Source organism: Salinicola avicenniae (assembly GCF_023736115.1).
Lineage (GTDB): Bacteria > Pseudomonadota > Gammaproteobacteria > Pseudomonadales > Halomonadaceae > Salinicola > Salinicola avicenniae.
In genome coordinates, this window is the sequence record NZ_JAKQZC010000007.1 from 105,230 (window position 1) to 127,871 (window position 22,642).

At 64.7% G+C, this 22,642-nt stretch carries 18 protein-coding genes and 1 other RNA gene; 9 read left to right on the top strand and 10 right to left on the bottom strand.

From position 1 onward, the window contains the following. Positions 1 to 44: 44 nt before the first annotated feature. Both MC381_RS17355 and MC381_RS17360 read right to left on the bottom strand, forming a co-directional pair. A complete protein-coding gene (locus tag MC381_RS17355) occupies positions 45 to 3,167 on the bottom strand; it encodes an efflux RND transporter permease subunit (protein WP_251979020.1) in 3,123 nt (1,040 codons plus the stop codon). Continuing rightward, a complete protein-coding gene (locus tag MC381_RS17360) occupies positions 3,167 to 4,303 on the bottom strand; it encodes an efflux RND transporter periplasmic adaptor subunit (protein WP_251979021.1) in 1,137 nt (378 codons plus the stop codon). Before MC381_RS17360 ends, MC381_RS17355 begins: the two co-directional genes overlap by 1 nt. Positions 4,304 to 4,648: 345 nt before the next feature. Between MC381_RS17360 and MC381_RS17365 the strand changes: the two genes are divergently transcribed. Next, positions 4,649 to 5,830 carry a BaiN/RdsA family NAD(P)/FAD-dependent oxidoreductase gene (locus MC381_RS17365; protein WP_251979022.1) on the top strand — a complete coding sequence of 394 codons (1,182 nt, stop codon included), beginning with the start codon at positions 4,649 to 4,651 and terminating at the stop codon, positions 5,828 to 5,830. Between the two features lie 14 nt (positions 5,831 to 5,844). Here the strand turns inward: MC381_RS17365 and MC381_RS17370 are convergent, their stop codons facing one another. From MC381_RS17370 to MC381_RS17385, 4 genes are all read right to left on the bottom strand, one after another. Then, a complete protein-coding gene (locus tag MC381_RS17370) occupies positions 5,845 to 6,144 on the bottom strand; it encodes a YqjK-like family protein (RefSeq protein WP_251979023.1) in 300 nt (99 codons plus the stop codon). After that, positions 6,137 to 6,517 carry a phage holin family protein gene (locus tag MC381_RS17375; RefSeq protein ID WP_251979024.1) on the bottom strand — a complete coding sequence of 127 codons (381 nt, stop codon included), beginning with the start codon at positions 6,515 to 6,517 and terminating at the stop codon, positions 6,137 to 6,139. The genes MC381_RS17370 and MC381_RS17375 overlap by 8 nt, the downstream gene beginning before the upstream one ends. After that, positions 6,517 to 6,858 (bottom strand): ElaB/YgaM/YqjD family protein, encoded by a 342-nt coding sequence (locus MC381_RS17380; RefSeq protein ID WP_251979025.1) that lies wholly within the window; start codon positions 6,856 to 6,858, stop codon positions 6,517 to 6,519. Before MC381_RS17380 ends, MC381_RS17375 begins: the two co-directional genes overlap by 1 nt. A gap of 77 nt (positions 6,859 to 6,935) precedes the next feature. Then, positions 6,936 to 7,871, bottom strand: a complete 936-nt coding sequence (locus MC381_RS17385; protein ID WP_251979026.1) for a phospholipase A — start codon at positions 7,869 to 7,871, stop codon at positions 6,936 to 6,938. 338 nt (positions 7,872 to 8,209) lie between these two features. Here MC381_RS17385 and mscK point away from each other — a divergent pair, with 338 nt between their 5' ends. After that, the gene (mscK, locus tag MC381_RS17390) at positions 8,210 to 11,593 is read left to right on the top strand and encodes a mechanosensitive channel MscK (protein ID WP_335342016.1); all 3,384 of its coding nucleotides are present in this window, start codon (positions 8,210 to 8,212) and stop codon (positions 11,591 to 11,593) included. A gap of 75 nt (positions 11,594 to 11,668) precedes the next feature. Here mscK and MC381_RS17395 read toward each other — a convergent pair whose 3' ends face one another. Genes MC381_RS17395 through MC381_RS17410 form a run of 4 tightly spaced genes read right to left on the bottom strand, consistent with a single transcriptional unit; the run spans position 11,669 to position 15,637 of the window. Beyond that, positions 11,669 to 12,418, bottom strand: coding sequence for a TlyA family RNA methyltransferase (locus MC381_RS17395; protein ID WP_251979028.1), 750 nt, complete (start codon positions 12,416 to 12,418; stop codon positions 11,669 to 11,671). Beyond that, on the bottom strand, positions 12,415 to 13,578 hold the full coding sequence (locus tag MC381_RS17400) for an ABC transporter substrate-binding protein (RefSeq protein ID WP_251979029.1): 1,164 nt from the start codon (positions 13,576 to 13,578) through the stop codon (positions 12,415 to 12,417). The genes MC381_RS17395 and MC381_RS17400 overlap by 4 nt, the downstream gene beginning before the upstream one ends. Further along, the gene (locus tag MC381_RS17405) at positions 13,575 to 14,969 is read right to left on the bottom strand and encodes a sensor histidine kinase (RefSeq protein ID WP_251979030.1); all 1,395 of its coding nucleotides are present in this window, start codon (positions 14,967 to 14,969) and stop codon (positions 13,575 to 13,577) included. Before MC381_RS17405 ends, MC381_RS17400 begins: the two co-directional genes overlap by 4 nt. Then, entirely contained in the window at positions 14,966 to 15,637 is a 672-nt protein-coding gene (locus tag MC381_RS17410) for a response regulator (protein ID WP_251979031.1), read from the bottom strand. The genes MC381_RS17405 and MC381_RS17410 overlap by 4 nt, the downstream gene beginning before the upstream one ends. A 314-nt stretch (positions 15,638 to 15,951) precedes the next feature. Between MC381_RS17410 and MC381_RS17415 the strand changes: the two genes are divergently transcribed. The 7 genes from MC381_RS17415 to recR all read left to right on the top strand — a co-directional run bounded on the left by MC381_RS17415 (position 15,952) and on the right by recR (position 22,560). Continuing rightward, positions 15,952 to 16,938 (top strand): Bug family tripartite tricarboxylate transporter substrate binding protein, encoded by a 987-nt coding sequence (locus MC381_RS17415; RefSeq protein ID WP_251979032.1) that lies wholly within the window; start codon positions 15,952 to 15,954, stop codon positions 16,936 to 16,938. Next, positions 16,935 to 17,381 (top strand): tripartite tricarboxylate transporter TctB family protein, encoded by a 447-nt coding sequence (locus MC381_RS17420; protein WP_251979033.1) that lies wholly within the window; start codon positions 16,935 to 16,937, stop codon positions 17,379 to 17,381. The genes MC381_RS17415 and MC381_RS17420 overlap by 4 nt, the downstream gene beginning before the upstream one ends. Then, positions 17,381 to 18,898, top strand: coding sequence for a tripartite tricarboxylate transporter permease (locus tag MC381_RS17425; RefSeq protein ID WP_251979034.1), 1,518 nt, complete (start codon positions 17,381 to 17,383; stop codon positions 18,896 to 18,898). Before MC381_RS17420 ends, MC381_RS17425 begins: the two co-directional genes overlap by 1 nt. Before the next feature lie 237 nt (positions 18,899 to 19,135). Beyond that, an RNA gene (gene ffs, locus MC381_RS17430) (signal recognition particle sRNA small type) lies at positions 19,136 to 19,232 on the top strand. Between the two features lie 190 nt (positions 19,233 to 19,422). Further along, positions 19,423 to 21,528, top strand: coding sequence for a DNA polymerase III subunit gamma/tau (dnaX, locus tag MC381_RS17435; protein WP_251979035.1), 2,106 nt, complete (start codon positions 19,423 to 19,425; stop codon positions 21,526 to 21,528). A gap of 100 nt (positions 21,529 to 21,628) precedes the next feature. After that, the gene (locus MC381_RS17440) at positions 21,629 to 21,955 is read left to right on the top strand and encodes a YbaB/EbfC family nucleoid-associated protein (RefSeq protein WP_251979036.1); all 327 of its coding nucleotides are present in this window, start codon (positions 21,629 to 21,631) and stop codon (positions 21,953 to 21,955) included. Beyond that, the gene (recR, locus tag MC381_RS17445; protein WP_251979037.1) at positions 21,955 to 22,560 is read left to right on the top strand and encodes a recombination mediator RecR; all 606 of its coding nucleotides are present in this window, start codon (positions 21,955 to 21,957) and stop codon (positions 22,558 to 22,560) included. The genes MC381_RS17440 and recR overlap by 1 nt, the downstream gene beginning before the upstream one ends. The last annotated feature ends 82 nt before the right edge of the window (positions 22,561 to 22,642 follow it).

Below are 22,642 nucleotides of genomic sequence, written 5' to 3' on the forward strand. Positions count from 1 at the left end.
TTGATGAAGACACCTCCTCATTGTAGCCGTGATTTGGCGGCTCGCTACTCGGGCTTGTCAGCGGGCGCTGCATCGTCGAGCTCGCGGCGCAGGCGGCGGCCGATGTCGCCGGGTGAGCCGGTGCGCCGAGCGAGCAGGTCGTAGGCGACCGGCACCACGTAGAGTGTCAGTAGCGTGGCCGTCGCCACGCCGCAGAAAATGACCGTGCCGATCACGGCGCGCGACTCGGCGCCCGGGCCGAAGGCGAGAATCAGCGGCATGGCGCCGGCCATGGTGGTTACCGTCGTCATCAGGATGGGGCGCAGTCGCGTGGTGGCGGCGTCGATCAAGGCCTCGCGGAATGGTGCGCCGGCGTCGCGCAGTTGGTTGGCAAACTCCACGATCAGAATGCCATTCTTGGTTGCCAGCCCCACCAGCATGACCAGGCCTACCTGGCTATAGATGTTGAGTGACTGCCCGCTGACCCAGAGTCCGAGCAGCGCGCCGCTGACGGCTAGCGGCACGGTCAGCATGATGATCAGCGGGTGCACGAAGCTTTCGAACTGGGCGGCTAGGACCAAGAAGACTACGACACCGCCCAGAATCAGCAGGAACGTGGTGGCGCCGCTGGATGCCTGATAGTCCCGCGATGGTCCCTTGTAGTCGATTACAGCCTCATCCGGGAGCGTCTCCTCGGCCAGTGTGCGCAGTGCGGCAAGGGCGTCGCCCAGAGCCATGCCATCGACAAGATTGGCTTCCAGCGTGATTGCGCACATGCGGTTGAACCGGTTCAGCTCACTGGCACCGGCGAATTCCGACACCGAAACCAGGCTGGCGAGCGGAATCAGTGCGCCGCTGATGGCTGAGCGTACCTGCACGTTGTCGAGTGCTGCCGGTGAGCGTTGGCGCGCCCGTTGCCCCTCCAGGATGACGTCGTACTCCTCGCCATCGTCGACGTAGGTGGTCACGTTGCGGCCACCGAACAGGGTCTCCAGCGTATAGCCGATAGTGCTGACCGTTACACCGAGTGTGGCGGCGCGATCGTAGTCGATCTCGATACGCAGTTGCGGCTGGGTCTCCTTGTAGTCGCTGTCCAAGGCTTCCAGCCCCAGGCTGTCCTCGCGCAGCCGCGTCAGCAACCGGTCGCGCCAGTCGACCAGTTGTTCATAGGTGGGGCCGCCGATCACGAACTGCACCGGCTTTTCTACGCGGCCGCCGAAACCCTGGCGCATCACCGGTATCGCCGTGACGCCGGGTAGGTCGGCGAGTCGCGTGCGTATGTCGCTCATGATCTCCCAGGCCGAGCGGCGGGCGCCCCAGTCCGCTAGCGACACAATCGCGAGGCCGTCGTTGAAGTTTTCCACGCCGCCGAAACCGCGAGGGCCCCTGACGGAAAGCTGGGTAACGTCACCGGAATCGACCAGCGCCATCAGGCGTGCCTCGATCTCATCATAGTAGTCCTGCATATAGCGGAAGGTGGCGCCCGGCGGCCCCTCGATCAGTACGAAGAAGGCACCTCGATCTTCACGCGGCGTGTATTCATTGGGCAACTGCTGCGCCAGCCAGCCGGTCAGCATCAACAGCAGACCGAACAGGATGACTATGCCGAGGCGCCACCGCAGCGCGAATCGAAGGCTGCGCCGATAGCCGTGCTGGCAGCGTTCGACCAGCCGGTGAATGGCTTGGCTTACGCGGTTCTCGTGTAGAGACGGGATCAAAAGCTTGGCGCAGAGCATGGGCGCGAGCGAGAGGGCAATCAGGCAGGAGAGGCCGACCGCCGCGGCGAGTGTCAACGCGAACTCCGAGAAGAGTCGCCCCACATCGCCCTGAAGCAGGCTAAGCGGCACGAAGACCGCGACCAGCACAAGCGTCGTGGCGATAACGGCGAAGCCGATCTCGCGGCTGCCACGAAATGCGGCGACCAGTGGCGTTTCACCGTAGGTCAGCATGCGCCGGTGGACATTTTCGATCACCACGATCGCATCGTCGACGACCAGGCCGATGGCCAGCACCAGTGCCAGCAGGGTCAGGAGATTGAGCGAGAATCCGAAGGGCACCAGAAACAACGCGGTGCCGATCAGTGAAATCGGGACCGTCACTGCCGGGACCAGCGTGGTGCGTAGATTGCCGAGGAAGAGAAAGATCACGATGACGACCAGGAGCATCGCAATCACCAGCGTCGAGATGACCTCACGCAGCGCGCCGGCCACGAAGACCGACGAGTCATAGTTGAGCGCCAGCTGCATGCCCTCGGGCAGGCTGGCTTGCAGGGACACCATCTCTGCCTTGGCGCTCTCGGCGACCGCCAGCATGCTGGCGGTGGACTGTTTGACCACGCCGAGACCGACCATCGGTATCTCGTTGCCGCGATAGAGCGAGCGTTCCTCCACAGAACCGACTTCGACATCTGCCACGTCCGCCAGGCGAACCAGGTAACCGTCTTCGCCACGGGCGATCGCCAAACTGCGAAAATCGTCGGCGGTCACGAAGCTGCGAGGGATGCGTAGCGTGAACTGGCGATCGCGAGACTCCAGAAAGCCGGCCGGCAGTTCGACGTTCTCGTCACGCAGGGCCTGCGCGACATCGTCCGCAGTCAGGCGTCTCGCCGCGAGCGCGTTGCGATCGAGCCAGACGCGCATGGCATACTCCTTGCCGCCACTGAGGCGAACACGGGCGACGCCATCGCGGGTCGAGAAACGGTCGACCAGATAGCGGTTGGCGTAGTCGGTGAGCTCGGGGATGGTGTAGCCCTCGCCGGAGAGCGAGAACCAGACAATGACGTCGTCACTACTGTCGCTCTTCTCGATCTGGGGCGGGTCGGCCTGGTCGGGCAAGTTGTCTGCCACTGCAGCGATGCGATCGCGGATATCGTTGGCGGCGCCATCGATGTCTCGATCGAGTGAGAATTCCACGTCGATCTCCGATTCGCCGTCGGCGCTGCTCGATTCGATCGAGACGATCCCTTCGATACCGGCGATGCGGTCCTCCAGCAGCTGGGTGACGCGCGTCTCGACGACGCTGGCCGAGGCGCCTGGATAGCGGGTCTCGATGCCGATGACCGGTGGGTCGATGGCAGGATATTCCTGCAGTGGCAGGCGCTCCAGCGCGAGCAGGCCAAAAGCCACGACCAGTAGGGACCCAACGGTCGCCAGGACCGGGCGGCGGATCGAAAGATCGGATAGTCGCATCAGTTCGACTGCCGCGATTGCGTCGCTCGGCGCTGGCGCTCGAGAATGCCTTCGATATCGCCGCTGGCCGGATCCTCGGCGATCAGTTCGACCACATCGCCCTCGCGCACCTTGAGGGTGCCATGGCTAACGACGCGCTCGCCGGCACTCAGCCCTGTCAGAATTTCGACCTCGCCGTGGCGGCGTTCGCCGATCGTCACTTCGCGGCGGGTGACGCGCGGCGGTTCACCATTGTCGATCAACCATACCGCCTGGCGCTCGCCGTTGGGCACCAGGGCATTTTCAGGGATCTTCAAGGTGTCGCGGGGTGCCCGCGCCAGGTCGATCTCCATCAGCATGCCGGGTAGCAGGCGTCGCTCGGGATTTGGCAGATTGGCTCGTACCACGAGACTGCGTGAGATCGGGTCGATACGTGTGCCAAGCGTGGCGATTTCCGCTTTGAAACGTTGGTCGGGATAGCTCGGCGTGGTGGCGTCCAATGTCAGTCCCGGCTGCAACGACGCGATTAGGGTGGCGGGGACGGTGAAATCGAGCTTCATGGTCTGCAGGCGGTCGAGGGTCACCAGCTGGGTGTTCGGGGTGACCAGCGCGCCGACGCTGATCGCGCGCAGGCCGACCGTGCCGTCGAACGGTGCCACCAGGCGATGATCGGCGAGGTGTGCGCGAATCGCGTCGATCTCGGCTTCGCTCTGCTGTACGAGCGCCTCGTTGTCTTCGAGCGTGGCACGCACGCCCAGGTTGCGTGCCTGCAGTTGCCGAGTGCGGTCAAGCGCGCTGCGGCGCTGACCCAGCAGTGCCTGTGCCGCCCGTAGCTCTGCCTGTGCCTGATCATCATCGAGCTGTACCAGCCACTGGCCGGCGACGACGGTATCGCCATCGTCGAAATTCAGTGCCTCGATGGTACCGGTCAGTATCGAAGAGAGGATGACGCTCTCCTCGGCACGCAGCGTTCCTAGTGCCTCGACCGTGTCCTGCCAGCGAACGGAGGTGGCGGTGGCCGCGATAATGGCTACCGGAGTCTGGGCCTGCGCACTGCCGATGACCAGAATCAGCAGCCAACCGCAAAGATGCCGGAGATCGAGACGCCGCGACCGTGTCCCGTGGGCTTGCGAACGTGTCGGCGAAGGACTGAGCATGATGGGCGGGCTCTCTTGTCGGTGTAATCGTGCTCGCGGGGATGGTTGGCGCTCTGGAGAATCGTCGAGCACGGCGAGTGAGCCGATCCTGTCACTGTCACGCCGAGCAGCGCCAAGGTTACGCTAATCGTTGGTACCTGAACGGCTGATGAATGGAAAGCCTTGGGCTTTCAACGCTTGTATCCTGCAAGGCCTTTCGCTTGCCATGGCCTTTTGCGCAGCTTTGCACGAATCCTGATTTCCACGCCTCCTCATGGTCGTCGCGACCGCCGCTGAGCGTGCGGCCCGAGGCCTATCGACTCTGATAGAATGCCCGGCCACACGACAGCGGGAGCGGTGCGAGAGATGAAAGCCTACGATGTCATCGTCATCGGCGCGGGGGCCGCGGGCCTGATGTGCGCGTTGACCGCAGGCTCCGGTGGGCGCCGCGTGCGGGTTATCGATCATGCCAATAAGGCTGGCAAGAAGATCCTGATGTCCGGCGGCGGGCGCTGCAATTTCACCAATCTGGCGACGACACCGGGGCATTTTTTCTCGGCCAACCCGCATTTCGCGATTTCTGCGTTGAAACGTTACACCCCGCAGCACTTCGTCGACCTGGTGGAGCGCCACGGCATCGAGTATGTGGAAAAGGCGCCCGGTCAGCTCTTCTGCGCCGACTCCGCCAAGGAAATCGTGGGCATGCTGCTGACGGAGTGCGAGTGGGCCGGTGTCGAGGTCTCGCTATCGACGCCGGTGACACGGATCGAGCGACGGGGTGAGGGGATGCGCTTGCGCGCCGGCGGTGAGACACTCGATGCCGGTGCGGTGGTGGTGGCGACCGGCGGGCTCTCGATCCCCACGCTGGGGGCCAGCGGCTTCGGCTATGATATCGCTCGTCAGTTCGGGCTGGCGGTTACGGAGACGCGTGCTGCGCTGGTGCCGTTCACGGTGACCGCGCCATGGAAAGCATCACTCAAGGCGCTTTCGGGAATCTCCTGCCCCGTCGAGGCGCGCTGCGGCGAGGGGCGGTACCGCGAGCCGCTGCTGTTCACGCATCGTGGATTGTCCGGTCCTGCCATGCTGCAGGCCTCGAGCCACTGGCAGCCCGGAGAGACGGTGACGATTGATTGGCTGCCGGGCACGCCCGTTGCCGAGACGCTCGCGGCGCTCAGACGCGAGACGCCGCGCCGGCAAGTGGGAAGCTGGCTTGGCGGGCGTCTGCCGCGGCGTCTGGCCCAGGCTTTGATGCAGTGGCATGGTTGGCCTGAGGAGACGCTGGCGTCGCTATCCAATGCGCGGCTGGAAGCGATCGAGCAGGTCTTGAAAAGCTGGCAGTTCAAACCAGCCGGAACCGAAGGCTGGCGGACGGCGGAGGTGACGCTCGGCGGCGTGGATACCGCGGCCATCTCTTCAAAGACTTTCGCGGTCGACGACCTGCCACAGCTGCGTTTTATCGGCGAGGTGCTGGATGTCACCGGGCAGCTGGGCGGTTTCAATTTTCAGTGGGCTTGGGCATCGGGCGTGGCCTGCGGCCAGTCACTCTAGCCGCGCGGGAAGTCTCAGCGATTGCGGCCCCGCGTTGCGCGATAGAGTGCCTTGCCACGGTTGTACATCATCAGGCCGGTCAGCGTGCGTCTCAACAGACGTCCGGTCGAGCGCGGGCGGCGGGCGCCACGCATCGCAAAGAGCCCGCCGACAGCCATCAGCGGCACTCGCCACTGGGTCAGCTTGTGCCAGGCGTTGTCGATTGGCGCCGTGGCGTCGTGCCACTCGCGCATGGCGGCCGTCATCTCGAGCCGCTGCTGCAGGATCTCGGTTTCGAGATCCTCGATCTGTTGTTGCCGGCTGCGTTCACTCATGCGACGGCTCCAGCGCCTGACGGTCACGGTCGAGGTGGCGCAACGTCGCTGCCATCAGCTTGCGCTGCTTCGCTACGCGCCGGGCCGAGAGCATCAGTACCGCAGCAATCACGAAGAGTACACCCGAGCAGATCGCGATCGCCTGCAGACGGTTGTCTTCCCAGTACATCACCACGATCAGCAAGAGCAGCATGCCGATCGCGAACGACAGCATGATCAGCCCTGCGCCGGCCAGCAGCAGCAGCGAGAGCAGACGTTCACGCTCGGCTTCCCACTCGACCACGGCGAGACGCAGACGCGTCTCGCCGCTGGTGATCAGGTTGGCAATCAGGCGCCGGGCGGCACTGATCACGCTTTCCGCCGGACCCGCCATCAACGACGCCCCAGCAGGAGCCCGAGAACGACGCCGGCCGCGGCACCGATGCCGATGCTGGTCCACGGGTTCTCGTGCACGTAGCGATCGGTGGCATCCGCCTGTTCCCGGGCGCTGGCGTAGAGCTTTTCGCCACGCGCTTCGAGGCGTGCCCGCGTCTCGTGCAGTCGCTGTTGCGCCCGCTCACGCAGTTCGGCGACATTGCCGCGAGAGTCTTCCGCGGTGGCGTGAATCAGCTCTTCCACGGTGTGGGAGAGATTGCGCAGGTCTTCCTTCAGCTGATCGGTCGAGGCTTCACGCTCGCGATCGCTACCGTTGTCACCGATGGGTTGCATGGTCATGGTCGTCTTCCTCTGACAGTCGAATGGCGTTGAACAGCATAGACAGGCTCTCTGTCCGCATCAACGCACCGAATGCCCTAGCGGGTTCCCGGGATGCCCGCCAGGAAGGTGTTGAGGCTGAAGCCGAGACCGAAACGCTCGATATCGTTGTCGTAGTCGATCAGGCTCTCGCCGTAGCCCTTGTAGTACTGCACGTAGCCGCGCACCTTGCCAAACAGGGGGAAAGAGTAGTCGAGCTGGCCACCGTAGTGAGCCTTGCCCGGGTTGCCGCGCATCGTCAGCGAAAGCTCCTGATCGCCAATGGCGCGCACAACGGTAATATCGCCGTAGCCGATATAGTTCTCCAGGTCCGGATTGTCGTCGTTGTCGTCGTTCTCCGGGACACGCCAGTGAGGCGCGACGCTGAAAGCCCAGTCGCCGCGCTGGAAGATCGATTCGGCGTAGAAGCGGTTCCAGCTGCGCGACAGCGGATCGGATCGGCCGTTGGATTGGTGCGCGAAGCCGACCCGGTTGATGGTGTTGGTCCAGCCCCAGAGCGTCCAGCTGTTGTCGAAGCTGATGAAACCCTCGGGTTCGTAGTTGGTCTCGCGGAAAGGGGAAGACGCGTCGGAGTTGTAGGCCTGCCACCAACTCCGCTGGGTATACGCGAAGTAGAGATCACCGTTGCGCCCTAACATGTCGTCCAGCAGCTTGATCTTGAAGCTGAGCTGAAACTTGATTTCGGTGTGGTCGATGTCGCCCTCGTCCGTGATCTCGCGGAAGTCCGCTTCGTCCGGATTCGTGTTGTAGGTCCAGGGCATGATGTAGTTGCGGCGATAGGCCGTGATCGCCAGCGGATTCTCCGCGCTCTCGTCTTCCAGGTCCCGACGCACCTCCGCCTGCTGCGTGGCCTGCTGGACGGGGTCGGTGGTCTGTTCGTCCGCGGAAGCGGCGGGTTGGGCGAGTGCGGCGGCGCTCGATGACATGCCGGCCAGCAGAAGGCACAGGGGGCGCAGGGAGCGAGTGTGCGTCATAAGACTTTCCTGTCGAGAGCGTCCAGTGTTGTGGGGCTGTAGCTGAGTAGTGACGTTTTCTAGCATGTTGCGAGACTAATTAACATTAGTGCTCGCCGGCTTGTCGCTCGGAATCCGTGTCGGCTGCCTGTAAACTCGGCGCGTCGGCATGCCGCGTCCCCGTGTCGGTGCACGCGGAAGGGAAGCGACAAGGAGTGTATATGCGGGGTTCTGGTACCAGGGGCGTTCGCCGCCGGTCTCGAGGTCAACACGTCGGCGAGCTGTCATGCGGCGCTCATTCAATCTGCTGTCGTCCAACCCGGCTCGAAAGACTGCAGCGTATCACGATCCATGCGCTCATATTGTGCACATTCCTCGTGAGTGGGCTTGTCTTCGCACAGTCGGAGGACGAGCTGCCGACGCGAGCGACTTTGCAGACCGAACAGGCCCAACTTGAGCAGGTCGAGTCACCTGATGAACAGCAGCAACAGGCGCTGGAGGATCTCCGGGCCGCGCAGGAAACGCGTGATACGCTGGACGACACGCGCGAGGAGCTGCAGGCGCTAGAGCAGCATGCCGAGGCGGCGCCTCAGCGCATTCGGGAGCTCGAGCGACAGCTGGCCGCGCTGGCCGATCAATCGCCGTCGCCGGACGGGGCCCTCGACGACCTGTCCGCGGAGGAGCTGGGTGAACGTACCTCCGATTCGCTCGACAGGCTCGAGTCCCTGCAGAACCAGTTGGCCAGCGTCAATGCGCGCCTGATCAGTGCCGAAACCCTGCCCGAGCGAGCGCGTGCCGCGATCGCCGATGCCATGGCGCGTGCCGAGGAGGCGCGCGCGCATCTCCGGCCCGCCGGAGAAAGCGATCTCCAAAGCTTCGATCCGGCGCATGCACGTCATCGTCTGGCGTTGGCGCTGGCCGAGCTCCAGGTCGACTATCACCGCCGCGAACTGGCCACCAATACCCAGCTGCGCGAGCTGGACGTGCATCGGCGCGACCTGCTGGAGCGTCAGGTCGAGCTGGAGGAGGCTCGGCTGGACGCGCTGCAGGCGGCGCTGGACCGCCAGCGCCGTGTCGAGTCCGAGCAGGCGGTCGCCAGCATCAGCGAAGAGGATGGGCGGGCGATCGCCGAGCATCCGGTGCTGCGCGATATTCAGCAGACGAACCGAACGTATAGTGATCGGCTGCTCGGCGTGACGGATCGCACCAACGAACTGATTCGCCGAGCGATCGACGTGCGCTCGCAATTGGATCGCGTGCGTCAGGTCAAGCGCACCCTCAACGAACAGATCGAAGCCGTGCGCGGCAGCCCGCTGCTGTCACGCATTCTCAACGAGCAGCGCCGTGCGCTGCCGGCGCTCGATACGCTCGACGGCCTGCAGGAAGAGATCGCCGAAACCCGGCTGAGCCAGTTCGACCTGGTCGAGCAGCGCGATGCCTTGCGCCATCCCCGGGCGCTGGCACGCGATAGCCTGGCGGATACCGATATCGAGATAACGCCGTCGTTGACTCAGGCGCTGGTCCGGCTGTTCGAGTCTCGCAGCGAAATTCTCGAACAGCTGGATCGGGAGTACGGCAACCTGCTGACGGTAGCGATCGACCTGCAGCTCAATCAGGAGCAGCTGGCGAGAATTACCACGGGCCTACGCGGCAGCATCGAGGAGCAGCTGTTCTGGGTCGCCAGCGCCCGTCCGCTGACGCTGAGCTGGTGGCGCGATTCGCCGGGCAATCTGGCGCGGCAGGTGAGCAGTGGCGAATGGCAGGGCGCCATGATGAGTCTGTGGCAGGTGCCGGATCTGCGTGCACTGGCGGTGCTGCCGTTGTTGGTGCTTGCCGTCGCGCTGCTGGCGCTGCGCCGACGTATCAAGCAGCGTCTGCTCAACCTGCACGAGCAGATCGGCCGGCTGAAGCGGGACACGCAGATGCATACCCCGCGAGCCATTCTTTTCAATCTGCTGCTGGCCGCCCACGGTCCGCTGTTGCTGGCGGCGCTTGGTGGTCTGCTGCGCCTTGGCGGCGATGATTTCGCCGAGCGACTGGGTGGCGCGGTGCTGCAGTTGGCGATGGCCTGGGGCATTCTGGGGTGGGCGCGGCGGCTGCTCGTCTCCGATGGTGTCGCGACGCGCCACTTTCATTGGTCGACCGGTTATGTCGTACGTCTGCGTCGGCTGATCTTCTGGCTTGGGGTGTCGCTGATCCCCGTCATTCTGATCAGCGGTATCTCGCCGGGCAGCCAGGCCGAACTCTCCAGTCGACCGTTGTCGCTTTTGCTGCTGCTGGCAGGACTGCTGGCGATGAGCGCCATTCTGGTGCGCCTGATTCTTGCCCACGTTCCCTATTTCGGACTCAAGCTGTTCCGGTTGCTGCTGGGGCTCGCCCTGGCGATGGTGCCGCTGGTTCTCGCCGGGCTGATCGCATTGGGCTATGAGTATGCGTCGCTGCGTCTTATCGGGCGCTTCATCAATTCGCTCTACCTCTTCGGACTGTGGATTCTGGTCGAGGCAACGGTCGTGCGCGGGCTGGCCGTGGCCCAGCGGCGGTTGGCCTATCGCCGTGCCGTGGCTCGCCGGCGGGCGCAGATTCAGGAAGGCGCGGAGGGTGGCCTCGAGGTCGTCGAGGAGCCGCCGCTCGATATGGAACAGGTCAACCAGCAGTCGCTACGCCTCTCCAAGCTGATTCTGTTCATCGGCTTTACCTTCGCCTTCTATCTGATCTGGTCGGATCTGCTGGAGGTGTTCTCCTACCTCGATCACGTTCAGGTCTGGGAGATCCAGCACGGGCAGGGTGAAGCGATGACGCTCGATCCGATCACCATCGCCGATGTGGTCATCGCGCTGATCACGGTGGCCCTGACGATGATGCTGGCGCGCAACCTGCCGGGGTTGCTCGAGGTGATGGTGCTGTCGCGGCTCAGCCTCAAGCAGGGCAGTGCCTATGCCATCTCGTCACTGCTCTCCTATACCATCGTCGGCACCGGGGTCGTGGTCTCGCTGGGCACGCTCGGCGTGTCGTGGGATAAGCTGCAATGGCTGGTCGCCGCGTTGGGTGTGGGGCTCGGTTTTGGTCTGCAGGAGATCTTCGCCAACTTCATTTCGGGGTTGATCATTCTGTTCGAGCGGCCGATGCGCATCGGCGACACCATTACCCTGGGGCAGCTCCACGGTTCGGTCAGTCGTATCCGAATTCGCGCCACGACGGTGACCGACTTCGATCGCAAGGAGATCATCATCCCCAACAAGACCTTCGTCACTGATCAGCTCATCAACTGGTCGCTGTCGGACAATATCACGCGCGTAGTGCTGACCTACGGTGTGGCACACGGCTCGGATCTGGATACGGTTCACCGTCTGCTGCGTCAGGCCGCCGACGAGAACCGGCGCGTACTCAAGGACCCCGAGCCGCAGGTCTTCTGTCTGAGCTACGGGCCGACCGCGTTCAACTTCGAGTTGCGCATCTTCGTCAACGATCTGCTGGATCGCCTCTACGCCAGCGACGAGATCAATCGGCGGCTGGATCAGCTGTTCAAGGCGCATGATATTCGCGTCGCCTTCGACCAGATGGATGTCTGGCTGCACAACGCCAGCGGCCAGTCGGCGCGAGTGCAGAGCGAGAGCGGTGACGGCGAGACGTTAGGCGTCGGCTCGCGCCAGGCACGCAGTGGTGACGACGACCATCTCGATGATGGCGACGTGGGCGGGGCCGGTGGCGAAGGGCCGGGTGAGGGCGGCGACGGCGGTCGCTGACCGCCACCCGTTGCGCCCCTGGCTCTGGCGCGGCGGTTCGATGGTGTGTTGACGAGGCGAGCGCGAGGCGACGTGTCAGCGGCGTTCCGCGTGAAGGAGAAATTCGCGGTTGCCGTCACCGCCCTGGATCGGGCTCTCCTGCCAGTGGTGGACCGTGAGGCCCAGGGCTTCGCAGGCGGTTCGCAACGTCGCCGCCACGCCATCGTAGAGCGCGGCATCGCGGACGATGCCGCGATCGTCGACCTTGCCCGGCCCGACTTCGAACTGCGGCTTGACCAGCGAATAGAGTCGTCCACCCGGGCGCAGTAGCGTGGCGATTTCCGGCAAGATCAGCGTCTGCGAAATGAACGAGACGTCCATGATGACGGCATCGATACCATTCGGTGCCAGTGATGCCAACCGCTCGTGTGGCAAGTGACGCGCATTGACCCCTTCCAGACAGATGACTCGTGCGTCCTCACGCAGCGTGGCGTCCAGTTGGGCGTGCCCCACCTCGATACCGATCACCTGGCTGGCGCCGAAACGCAGGGCGCAGTCCGTGAACCCTCCGGTGGATTGCCCGATATCGAGGATGCACTGCTCGTCGAGTCGTTGGGCGAGCGTGTCCAGCAGCGCTTCCAGCTTGAGACCGGCGCGCGAGACGTAGCGCTCTTCGGGGGCCTCGGCAATGCGCAAGGGGGTGCTCTCGGGCAGTTTTTCGCCGGGACGGGTGGCGAGGCGCCAGTCGCGACCATCGTGCAGGGTGACGAAGCCCTGGCGAATCAGGCGCTGGGCACGTGTTCGCGAGCGGACATGGGCGGTGACCAGTTGATCGAGCCGTTTCATGGCGCCGCAGTCTCCTCGGAGTTGTCGAGTGGGAAGGGTTCCGCCGCCGGGGTGACCGGGGGCGCCGCGTCGCCGGCGAAGGCCTGACGCCACTGCTGGAGCAAGGTACGGCGCTTGAGCCGATCCAGCGTTGCCAGCAGGCCGGGGCCGATCTCGACCGGGCGGATGGCATCACCCAGTCGTTCGCGCAGCGCGGCGGCGGTGCCGGTCCCCTCGATTGCCGGATGCACGGCGCCGAGCGGGGTTGCCGTGGCCAATAGCCGCTGCGCCGGCTCGCTCAGCAGATAGTCGAGAAAGCGTCTGGCGGCCGCGGGATGCGGTGCGTCTCGCATCACCATCGCCAGCCGTTGCAGGACCAGGGCGTAGTCCCGTGGCACGACCATGACGAGTTCGGGATGCTCGGCGACATAGGCCTGGGCGTAGGAGCCGATGAGGTTGTAGCCGATCCAGTAGCGGCCGTCACTCAGTCCTTCGAGCATCGCGGAGGTGGTGGTTTCCAGCTTGCTGCGGCTGTTGCCCAGCGCTTCGACCAGCTCCCAGTAGCGGGCCGAGATGCCGGCGTCCTCGATCGCGTAGGTGTAGCCGGCGCCGCTGCGACGCGGGTCATAGGTGGTGATACGTCCGCGCAGCGCCTGCGGATACCGGCTAAGCAGCTCGAGCAGGTCCGCATGACTCTCCGGCGGTCTCATGTGGGTGGCCAGATCACGACGGTAGACCATCACGACAGGCTCGAAGGTGATGCCGAAGAGCTCCTGGCGCCAGCGTGCCCAGCGCGGCCACGCGGCAGCAACAGGGCTATCGACCGGCGCGGAGAGGCCGGCGTTGGCGAGCTGATACTGCCACGGCATGGCTGGGGACATGATCACGTCGGCGCGCGGGGCCGCCCGCTCGTCGAGCACGCGTTCGTGCAGTGCCATGGTGTCCAGATTGTGGTACTCGATCGTCAGATCCGGTGCCTGGCGGTGAAACGCTTCCAGCAGGGGCCGCATCTGCGGCGCATCGAGCACGCCGTAGATCACCAGTGGCTGAGGCGAGCCGCCTTCGGCGGCGAAATCCAGGCGGTCGGCTTGCGCGGCGAGCGGCCACAGACAGGCGATCAGGCATGCCAGCCAGACCACGCGTCGCACTGGCCTTGACGGTCGCGAGGCGGTCGATTTCACGTGGCGTCCGGAAAGGTGAGCACGATACATAGGCCGGGTCGCTGTGTCGGTGAAGGGAACGCGTCCTGCAGGGTCAGGCGGATATCGTGGGCGCGCGCGATGCTATCGACGATGGCCAGCCCGAGGCCGGTCCCGGCGCCGGTCTCCTGCCCACGATGGAACGGTCGCAGCATCAGCAGGCGGTGGGATTCGGGGATGCCGGGGCCGTCGTCCTCGACCATCAAGCGCGTGGGCGCCTCGGCGACGCGCACCGTGACCTGCCCGGCGCCATACAGGGAGGCATTCTCGATCAGGTTGTTGAGCGCTTCCTCGAGCTGCCAGTCGGTCGCTGAGACGATGACCGGATGCTCGACGACCTCGGCCCCCAGGTCGACGCCGCGACGATGATAACGAGTATAGGCCTGGCGTACGCAGCGCTGGGCCAGGTCGACCAGATCCACGGGCTGGCGTGCTGGCGTGGCTTCCGGATTGTTAAGGCGAGTCAGCGAGAGCAATTGACCGGCGAGACGGGCGGTCTGGGTCGCGGTGTCATGCATGGTGACGAGTGCGCCGCGCCAGATCTCGGGGTCGCTCTGACGCAGGGCGAGCTCGGCCCGCGCCGACAGTCCGGCCAGCGGGGTTCGCAGCTGGTGCGAGGCATCGCCGATGAAACGCTCCTGGTTGGCGCGCACGCGGCGCATGCGTGCCAGCAGTTCGTTGAGTGCCTGACGCAGTTCCGCTAGCTCCAGCGGCAACGAGAGTTCCAGCGGCGCCAGGGTGCGCGGGTTGCGTTGTCGAATGGCGCGGCGCAGGCGCGTCAGCGGCTCCAGCGCGAAGCGCGCCGACAGCAGCACCACGCTGACGGCCAAGCCGGCGATCAGCAGGATGTTGGCGAGGCTGTCCACGAACAGCTGGTTGGCGAGTGCGGTGCGCCCTTCACGCGTCTGCGCGACCCGGACCTCGAAACGATCGCTGCGGTCCCAGCCCTCGAGTCGTGAGCGCAGGATGCCCAGACGCAGTGCCATGCCCTGCGAGCCGACATCGCCGTAGCGCATGCGTTTGTCATCTTCGGACGGTAGCTCGGGCAGCAAACGGTTGCCGGTCACGTAGTGGCCTTCGGCGTCGTAGAGCGCATAGAAGACGCGCTCCTGGGCATCCGTCGCGAGCATCTCCAGTGCCGAGGCGGGCAGGTCCATCCATAGCCGGCTCTGTTGCCAGCGCACCTGCTCGGCGATCGACAGCGAGGCGGCATCGAGCAGGCGGTCGAAAGCGCGATCGGCGGCTTCGCGCGAGGCGATCCAGGCTTGCACCAGCATGATCGCGACCAGCACGGCGAGCGGGCAGAGCAGCCAGACCATCAGCCGTCGATAGAGGCTGAGATGCGCAAGTTGCCAGGGTGGCACTCGGCTCACGCCGACTCCAGTAGATAGCCGATGCCGCGCACCGTCCGCAGGCGGACGTCCGAGTCGGCGAGGCGGCGTCGCAGGCGGTGGACATAGACTTCGATCGCATTGTCGCCAACGCTCTCGCCAGCGAAGGCCTCATCCAGCAGACGGGCCTTGTCGACCGGCTCCCCGGCGTAGCGGATGAGACAGGCGAGCAGGCGGTGTTCGCGCGGCGGGAGTGACAGCGAGACCTCGTCGAGCGTGAAGAGTTGACGCTGGCGATCCAGGCGCAGTGAACCGAGCGTCAACGGATCGTCCTGGCTGCTTTGGCGTCGGCGCAGCAAGGCACGGACCCGCGCTTCGAGTTCGTCGAGCGCGAAGGGCTTGGCGAGATAGTCGTCGGCGCCGAGATCGAGCCCCTTGACCCGATCCTCGATCGCGGCGCGTGCCGTCAGGATCAGCACCGGCGTGACGTGGTCATGGGCGCGCAGGGTGGCGAGAACGTCGAGTCCGCTGCGGGTCGGCAGGTTGAGATCGAGCAGAATCAGATCGTAGCCGTGCTCGCGGGACAGGCGGGTCTCGGCCGCACCGCCGTCGCCGATGCAGTCGACCTGTTGATGATCGATCGACAACGTTTCGGTAAGCGTGCTGGCCAGCAGGGGATCGTCCTCCACCAGCAGTAGCTTGGGGGGCATGATGTGACTCCAGTAGGCGGTCGGCGTAAACGAGAGGGCAAGCCGCGCGCCGTGTCATTCCGTCCGGCGATGCCCGTCGTCGGTAGGCGGGCAAGCGCCTCGTGAGGCGCGATTGTAAACGAAACGAACGCCACTCGCGGCAGCCAATCGCATTCCCGGCGTCGCCGATTGAACTTTAGTCGGCTTTTGCACGCGCGCCGTTGACCGCCGCACAGCCTCACCCTAATTTCCGCACGTGGGAACAAAGTTCTGCCTTACGAAACTGTAAGGTTGGCGTCAGCTCAAGAAAAACTCCGCCTTCGAGGAGAACAGCCATGTTGGTAACCAAGACAATCAAATGGGTCGCCGCAGCGGCCCTGGTCGCGACCGCCGGCAGTGCGATGGCCTTCGAGCCAGCGGGCAAGGTCGAGTGCATCGCGCCTTCCGATCCGGGCGGCGGCTGGGATTTCACCTGCCGTAGCGTGGGCAACGTGCTGGAGTCGCTGGATCTGGTGCCGGCCAGTGTGCAGACCATCAACATGGCGGGTGCCGGCGGTGGCGTGGCCTTTGCGCACACGGTGAGCAAGCGCAGCGGTGACGACCAAGTGCTGGTGGCGGCATCGACGGCGACCACGACTCGTCTGGCCCAGAACCAGTTTCCTGGCATGGATGCGGATATGGTCAACTGGATCGGCGCCGTTGGGGCCGACTACGGCGTGATCGCTGTGTCAGCGGACTCCGAGTATCAAAATCTCAACGACCTGATGGCTGCCATGCAGGAAGATCCGCGCTCGGTGAAGTTTGCCGGGGGGAGCGCCAATGGCGGTTGGGATCATCTCAAGGTCTTGATCGCGGCGAAGGCTGCCGGTGTCGAGAACCTGCCGCGCATCCCGTATCTCTCCTACAACAACGGTGGCGAGGCGATGACGCAGGTGATCGGCGGCCATGTCGATGCGTTTACCGGCGACATCTCCGAGACTCAGGGCTTTCTCGAATCCGGTGACCTGCGCATTCTGGCGGTGCTCTCCGACGAGCGTCTGCCGGGCGAGTTCGCCGACATCCCGACGGCGAAAGAGCAAGGGATCGATGCGGTCGGCCCCAACTGGCGCGGCTTCTACATGCCCGCTGATATCGACGACGACGCCAAGCAGTACTGGGTCGATGCGGTCGATGAACTCTATGCCAGTGACGAATGGAAGGAGGTCATGCGCAGCAACGGCCTGATGCCGTTCCATCCGGAGGCCGGCGAGTTCGACAGTTTTGTCCAGCAGCAGATTGAGGACATTCACGCACTGTCCCAGGAAATCGGGTTGATTCAATGAGCAAGTTCAATGACCGCATCTTCGGACTGGTCATGCTGGTGGTCGCCATTGCCTACTACTATGGCGCCACCCAGTTTCCGGCCCCCTTCGGGGGGGCGGAAGCGGTGGGTCCGGAGACCTTTCCCAAACTGCTGGCCATCGTGCTCGGCATCTGCAGCCTTTACATGATGGTCAAGCCGGATCCGGACAATGCCTGGCCGGTCGCGCGCACGTTCGCCGAGCTCGGCATCGCCATCGTGGCCCTGATTGTCTATGCGTTGTTGATGGAGCCCCTCGGTTTCATCCTGTCGACCACGCTGGCGGTCGGCACCCTGTGCTGGCGTATGGGCGCCAAGCCGTTGCGCGGCTATCTGACCGGATTGGTTAGCGGCGTCGTGGTATTTCTGCTGTTTACGTACGGACTGGAATTGCCGCTGCCGCTCGGCCTGATGGAGATGCATTGATGGATACTCTGCACTACCTCTCTCTCGGCTTCGGTGTTGCGCTGCAGCCCGAGAACCTGATGTTCGCGCTGATCGGCTGTTTCATCGGCACACTGATCGGGGCGCTGCCCGGATTGGGACCAGCCAACGGCGTCGCGATTCTCATCCCCCTGGCGTTCACGCTTGGACTGCGACCCGAGACGGCCCTGATCATGCTCACGGCGGTCTATGCCGGTGCGATGTACGGTGGGCGCATTTCGTCGATCCTGCTCAATATTCCCGGTGACGAGCCGGCGATGATGACCTGCCTCGATGGTTACCCGATGGCGCGGCAGGGCAAGGCGGCAGAAGCGCTGGCCGTGTCGGCCATCGCCTCCTTCATGGGGAGCTTGATCGCGACCGTCGGTCTGATTTTGCTGGCTCCGCTGCTGGCGCGCTTCGCCCTGACCTTCGGGCCGGCGGAATATTTCGCGCTGTTTGTGCTGGCCTTTGCCACGCTCGGCGGCATTACCGGCAAGAATCCAATGAAGACGCTGATGGCGGCGGCGATCGGCCTGATCATTGCAACTGTCGGCATCGATCTCTCCACCGGCACCCAGCGCTACACCTTCGGCGTGCTGGAGCTTTACGAGGGTGTCGATTTCATTATTGCGATCGTCGGTCTGTTCGCGATCTCGGAACTGCTTTTCTTCATCGAGGAAAAGGCCGGGGCCGGGCGTGAGATGATCAAGGTCAATCCGCTCAAGCTGAAATGGCGGGAGATCGCATCCATCTTCCCGACCACCCTGCGAGGTGGGGTGTTGGGCTTTATCGCCGGCGTGCTGCCTGGCGCCGGCGCGTCGCTCGGTAGCTTCATCACCTACACCCTCGAGAAGAAGATCCTGGGCAAGCGGGGCGATTTCGGTAACGGTGACCCGCGTGGTGTGGCAGCCCCGGAAGCCGGCAACAACGGGGCTTCCAGCGGGGCGTTGGTGCCCATGCTGACCCTTGGCGTACCCGGTAGCGGGACGACGGCGGTGCTGCTGGCGATGCTGGTGTCGCTCAATATCACGCCCGGGCCGCTGATGTTTACCCAGAACGCGGAGCTGGTTTGGGGGGTGATCGCGGCGCTGCTGGTCGGCAACCTGATCCTGCTGCTGTTGAATATTCCCCTGGTCGGCGTGTTCGTGAAGATCCTCTCGGTGCCGCCGATGTACCTGCTGCCGGTTGTCACCATGGTGGCGTTCGTCGGCATCTACTCGATCAGCCACTCGACCTTCGATCTCTATTTCATGATCGCCTTCGGCGTGGCCGGCTATATTCTGCGCAAGCTGGAGATCCCGCTGGTGCCGGTCATTCTCGGTCTGCTGTTGGGGCCGGAAATGGAGAAGAACCTGCGTCATGCGATGCAGATCTCCGATGGCGACTGGTCGATCCTCTGGAGCAGCGGTCTCTCGATCGGCCTCTGGCTGGTGGCGATCATCGGTCTGTTGCTGCCGGTGGTCGTTGGTCCGATCCTGCGCCGTCGCATGCAGGCAGCCAAGGAAAAGGTCGGCTGAGTCGTCCTTTCGAGCGCGCGGGCCCTGTCGGATCCTTTCCGGCGGGGCCCGCTTGCTGTCGATGGGGGCAACCGCAGCGGAGAAGAACGGATTTTTCGGGTGCGCCGGTACTGTCGGTTGCCCTGGCCCGATCGTACTGTTATAGTGCCGCTCGCTCGACAAAGCCTTGATGGAGCGGGCTTTGTTGTTCGATCGACAGCTCGGTGCATGCCGAGATGTCGCGTTTATGGTGGCCCTTGCCGGTCCTCCCGCAACGCTAAACCGCAAACCCCGCCAGGCCCGGAAGGGAGCAACGGTAGTGGTGGTCGCGTGTGCCGGGATGTGGCTGGTAGGGGCCGCCTCCATTTCTGCCCCAGGAAATGGAGCGAGCCCACTGGTTCGCGCCTCGTCACCTCTCTCCCGACCCTGCTAGAATAACGCGACTATCGTGTCTTCACGTCTGCGTCGGTCGCCGTGCCTTCGTGTGTAGAAACCCCGTCGATTCGCGCCCGTCGCAAGTCCAGCCGAGAGGAATGTCGCGCCGCATGAGTTATCAGGTTCTGGCCCGCAAGTGGCGCCCACGTACCTTCCACGAACTGGTCGGACAGGAGCATGTCAGCCGGGCGCTGGTCAATGCGCTCGACCAGGGGCGGCTGCATCACGCCTACCTGTTCACCGGTACCCGGGGCGTCGGCAAGACGACGCTGGCTCGTATCCTCGCCAAGTGTCTCAACTGCGAGCAGGGCGTGACCTCGGTCCCCTGCGGCCAGTGCGAGACCTGCCGCGATATCGACAACGGCCGCTTCGTCGATCTGATCGAAGTCGATGCGGCCTCGCGCACCAAGGTCGAGGATACGCGTGAGCTGCTCGACAACGTGCAGTACGCCCCGACGCAGGGGCGCTTCAAGGTGTACCTGATCGATGAGGTGCACATGCTGTCGACGCACAGCTTCAATGCGCTGTTGAAGACGCTCGAAGAGCCGCCGCCCCACGTCAAGTTCCTGCTCGCGACGACGGATCCTCAGAAGCTGCCGGTCACGGTGCTGTCGCGCTGCCTGCAGTTCACGCTCAAGAACATGCCGCCGGAAAGGGTGGTGGAGCATCTGACTCGGGTGCTCGAGGCGGAAAGCGTGAATTTCGAGCCGCAGGCGCTGTGGCTGCTCGGCAAAGCGGCTGACGGCTCCATGCGCGACGCCATGAGCCTGACCGACCAGGCGATCGCCTTCGGTCATGGCGAAGTTCGTCGTGAAGATGTCGCGGCGATGCTGGGTACGCTCGATCACGCACACCTGATTTCGCTCGCCGAGGCGCTGGCGGATATCGATGCCGAGCGTTTGCTTGCCGAAGTGGCGGCGCTGGCAGAGCAGGGCCCCGATTTCGCCGGCGTGCTCGACGAGATTGCCGGCCTGATGCACCGGCTGGCGATCGCTCAGATGGTGCCCAACGCGCTGGACAACGGCCATGGCGATCGCGAACAGCTGTTGGCCCTGGCAGGGCGCTTCACTGCCGAGGATGTGCAGCTCTACTATCAGATCGCGCTGCAGGGGCGCGGCGATATCGACAGCGCGCCGGATACACGGACCGCGCTGGAGATGACGCTGCTGCGCATGCTTGCCTTCCGCCCGCAGGGCGTACCGACCCCGCCGCAGACTGATCTGCCGCTGCGGGGGCATCAGGCGACCGCGGGGTCGGGCGCTGCGCCGAGTGCCACGACGTCGACGGCTAACGCTGCCGGCGCAGACCGCTCATCGTCAGCGCCGGCGGTTAGCGAGACGCCATCGCCAACCGGTCAGTCAGCCCCGCCGCCCGCCGAGTCGCAGGCGCCTCCCCGCCAGCCAGCCCCGTCGCCCTCGGTCGAACCCCCGGTCGAAAATGATCCGCCGCCTTGGGCGACTGGAGCGGCGACCGATGAGGCTGCGCCGGCATCGGCCTCGCCAGAACTGCCGGTGGAAGCGGCTACGATGCCGGCGGTAGCGGCGACAGGCAGCGCGCCTGCAGCCGACGCCCCGCCGTGGGGTGAGGTGCCGATAGCTGCGGACGTGCCCGAGCCGCCACCGATGGCAGCCTACGAGGACGCGCCGCGCACAGATGCCGTTGTCCCGACGCCGTCGACCGATCCAGGCGCTGTCGAGGCCGGCGTGTCGTCCCCGGCGCCCGCCGCCACGGATCTTGCGCCGCCGAGCGCGACAGAGACGCAACCCGCCCCGGCGGCCTCGACGCTCGCAGAGCCTGTCGCGGCTGAATCAGGCGGTGACGGCGCGCTGACTCACGAGATCTGGCTCGAGCGCTTCGACGCCCTGGATATTGGCGGGCTGACGCGCAACCTTGCCGCCCACTGTGTGGTCGGTGGCGATGACGGTCGGCGGCTGCAACTGACGCTGGACCCCAGTCAGTCTGCCATGCTGTCCGAGCTTCACGTCGAGCGCATTACGCGCGCGCTGGATGCCGAGGGCTACTCGCGCCAGGTCGAGATCATGGTCGCCGCGCTCGACGGGAGGCTCGAGACCGCCAAGGCGCGGCGGGATCGCGAAGCGCGAGAGCGCCATGCGCGTGCCGTTGAAGCGCTACGTGATGACCCGCATGTACAGGAGCTGGAGGCGCGTTTCGGCGCCCGGCTAATGGAAGATAGCGTCACCGCCGATCGCGTGTGACGTGCAAATCAGGGGCGAGCCAAGTGCGAGCGTCTGAAGACGTGTCCGAACACGAATGACTGTCCCGACTCAGCATCAATCATCCCGAAAGGAGTTCGTCATGTTCAAGGGTGGCATGGGCAACCTGATGAAGCAGGCCCAGGAAATGCAGGAAAAGATGCAGCAGGTCCAGGAAGAGATCGCCCAGATGGAGGTGACCGGCGAGGCTGGCGCCGGGATGATCAAGGTAACCATGAACGGTCGTCACGATGTCAGCAAGGTCGACATCGATCCGTCCGTGATGAGCGAAGAGAAAGAGCTGCTCGAGGACCTGCTGGCCGCTGCCGTCAATGATGCGGCACGCAAGGTCGAAGCGCAGTCCAAGTCGCGCATGGAGGAAGTCTCCTCCGGCATGAATCTGCCGCCCGGGATGAAGCTGCCGTTCTGATGAGTTTCTCTCCGCTGGTCGATCAGCTGCTGGAGAGCCTGCGCGTGCTGCCCGGCGTCGGTCCCAAGACTGCGCAGCGCATGGCGCTGCATCTGCTGGAACGCGAACGCGAGGGCGGTCGTCGGCTTTCCGCCGCACTGGCGCAGGCCGTCGAGCAGGTCGGCTACTGTCAGCGTTGCCGCACGTTGACCGAAGAGGCGCTGTGCGGGGTGTGCCAGGATGCTCGCCGTGACCCGGCGTCGCTGTGCGTCGTGGAGTCGCCGGCGGACATGCTGGCGATCGAGCAGGCGGGTGGTTATCGCGGCCACTACTTCGTGCTGCACGGCCATCTGTCGCCGCTCGACGGTATCGGCCCCGACGATATTGGCCTCGATCAGCTCGAGGCGCAGCTCAATGCGGGCGCGGTCGAGGAGATCATCCTTGCCACCAATCCGACCGTGGAAGGCGAAGCCACCGCCCACTATATCGCCGAGCATTTGGTCGGCCGCGAGGTGAAGCTCTCGCGTCTGGCCTATGGTGTTCCCATGGGCGGGGAGCTCGAGTATGTCGATGGCGGCACGCTCAGCCGCGCTTTCCAAGGGCGCCAACCGTTCGCCCGGGAGTGATCCCGGGACGCGTCCCTCTGCCGTCGCGGCCCGCGGCGGCCTTTCTCATGGATGGCCTGCGCCATCGCAGCAAGGATTCTGC

Coding starts and splice junctions, on each gene's coding strand:
- MC381_RS17355 (WP_251979020.1), bottom strand. CDS start 3,167: ATGCGACTATCCGATCTTTCGATCCGCCGCCCGGTCCTGGCGACCGTT.
- MC381_RS17370 (WP_251979023.1), bottom strand. CDS start 6,144: ATGAGTGAACGCAGCCGGCAACAACAGATCGAGGATCTCGAAACCGAG.
- MC381_RS17375 (WP_251979024.1), bottom strand. CDS start 6,517: ATGGCGGGTCCGGCGGAAAGCGTGATCAGTGCCGCCCGGCGCCTGATT.
- MC381_RS17410 (WP_251979031.1), bottom strand. CDS start 15,637: ATGCCCCCCAAGCTACTGCTGGTGGAGGACGATCCCCTGCTGGCCAGC.
- MC381_RS17425 (WP_251979034.1), top strand. CDS start 17,381: ATGGATACTCTGCACTACCTCTCTCTCGGCTTCGGTGTTGCGCTGCAG.
- MC381_RS17360 (WP_251979021.1), bottom strand. CDS start 4,303: ATGCTCAGTCCTTCGCCGACACGTTCGCAAGCCCACGGGACACGGTCG.
- recR (WP_251979037.1), top strand. CDS start 21,955: ATGAGTTTCTCTCCGCTGGTCGATCAGCTGCTGGAGAGCCTGCGCGTG.
- MC381_RS17415 (WP_251979032.1), top strand. CDS start 15,952: ATGTTGGTAACCAAGACAATCAAATGGGTCGCCGCAGCGGCCCTGGTC.
- dnaX (WP_251979035.1), top strand. CDS start 19,423: ATGAGTTATCAGGTTCTGGCCCGCAAGTGGCGCCCACGTACCTTCCAC.
- MC381_RS17440 (WP_251979036.1), top strand. CDS start 21,629: ATGTTCAAGGGTGGCATGGGCAACCTGATGAAGCAGGCCCAGGAAATG.
- MC381_RS17385 (WP_251979026.1), bottom strand. CDS start 7,871: ATGACGCACACTCGCTCCCTGCGCCCCCTGTGCCTTCTGCTGGCCGGC.
- MC381_RS17365 (WP_251979022.1), top strand. CDS start 4,649: ATGAAAGCCTACGATGTCATCGTCATCGGCGCGGGGGCCGCGGGCCTG.
- MC381_RS17380 (WP_251979025.1), bottom strand. CDS start 6,858: ATGACCATGCAACCCATCGGTGACAACGGTAGCGATCGCGAGCGTGAA.
- MC381_RS17395 (WP_251979028.1), bottom strand. CDS start 12,418: ATGAAACGGCTCGATCAACTGGTCACCGCCCATGTCCGCTCGCGAACA.
- MC381_RS17420 (WP_251979033.1), top strand. CDS start 16,935: ATGAGCAAGTTCAATGACCGCATCTTCGGACTGGTCATGCTGGTGGTC.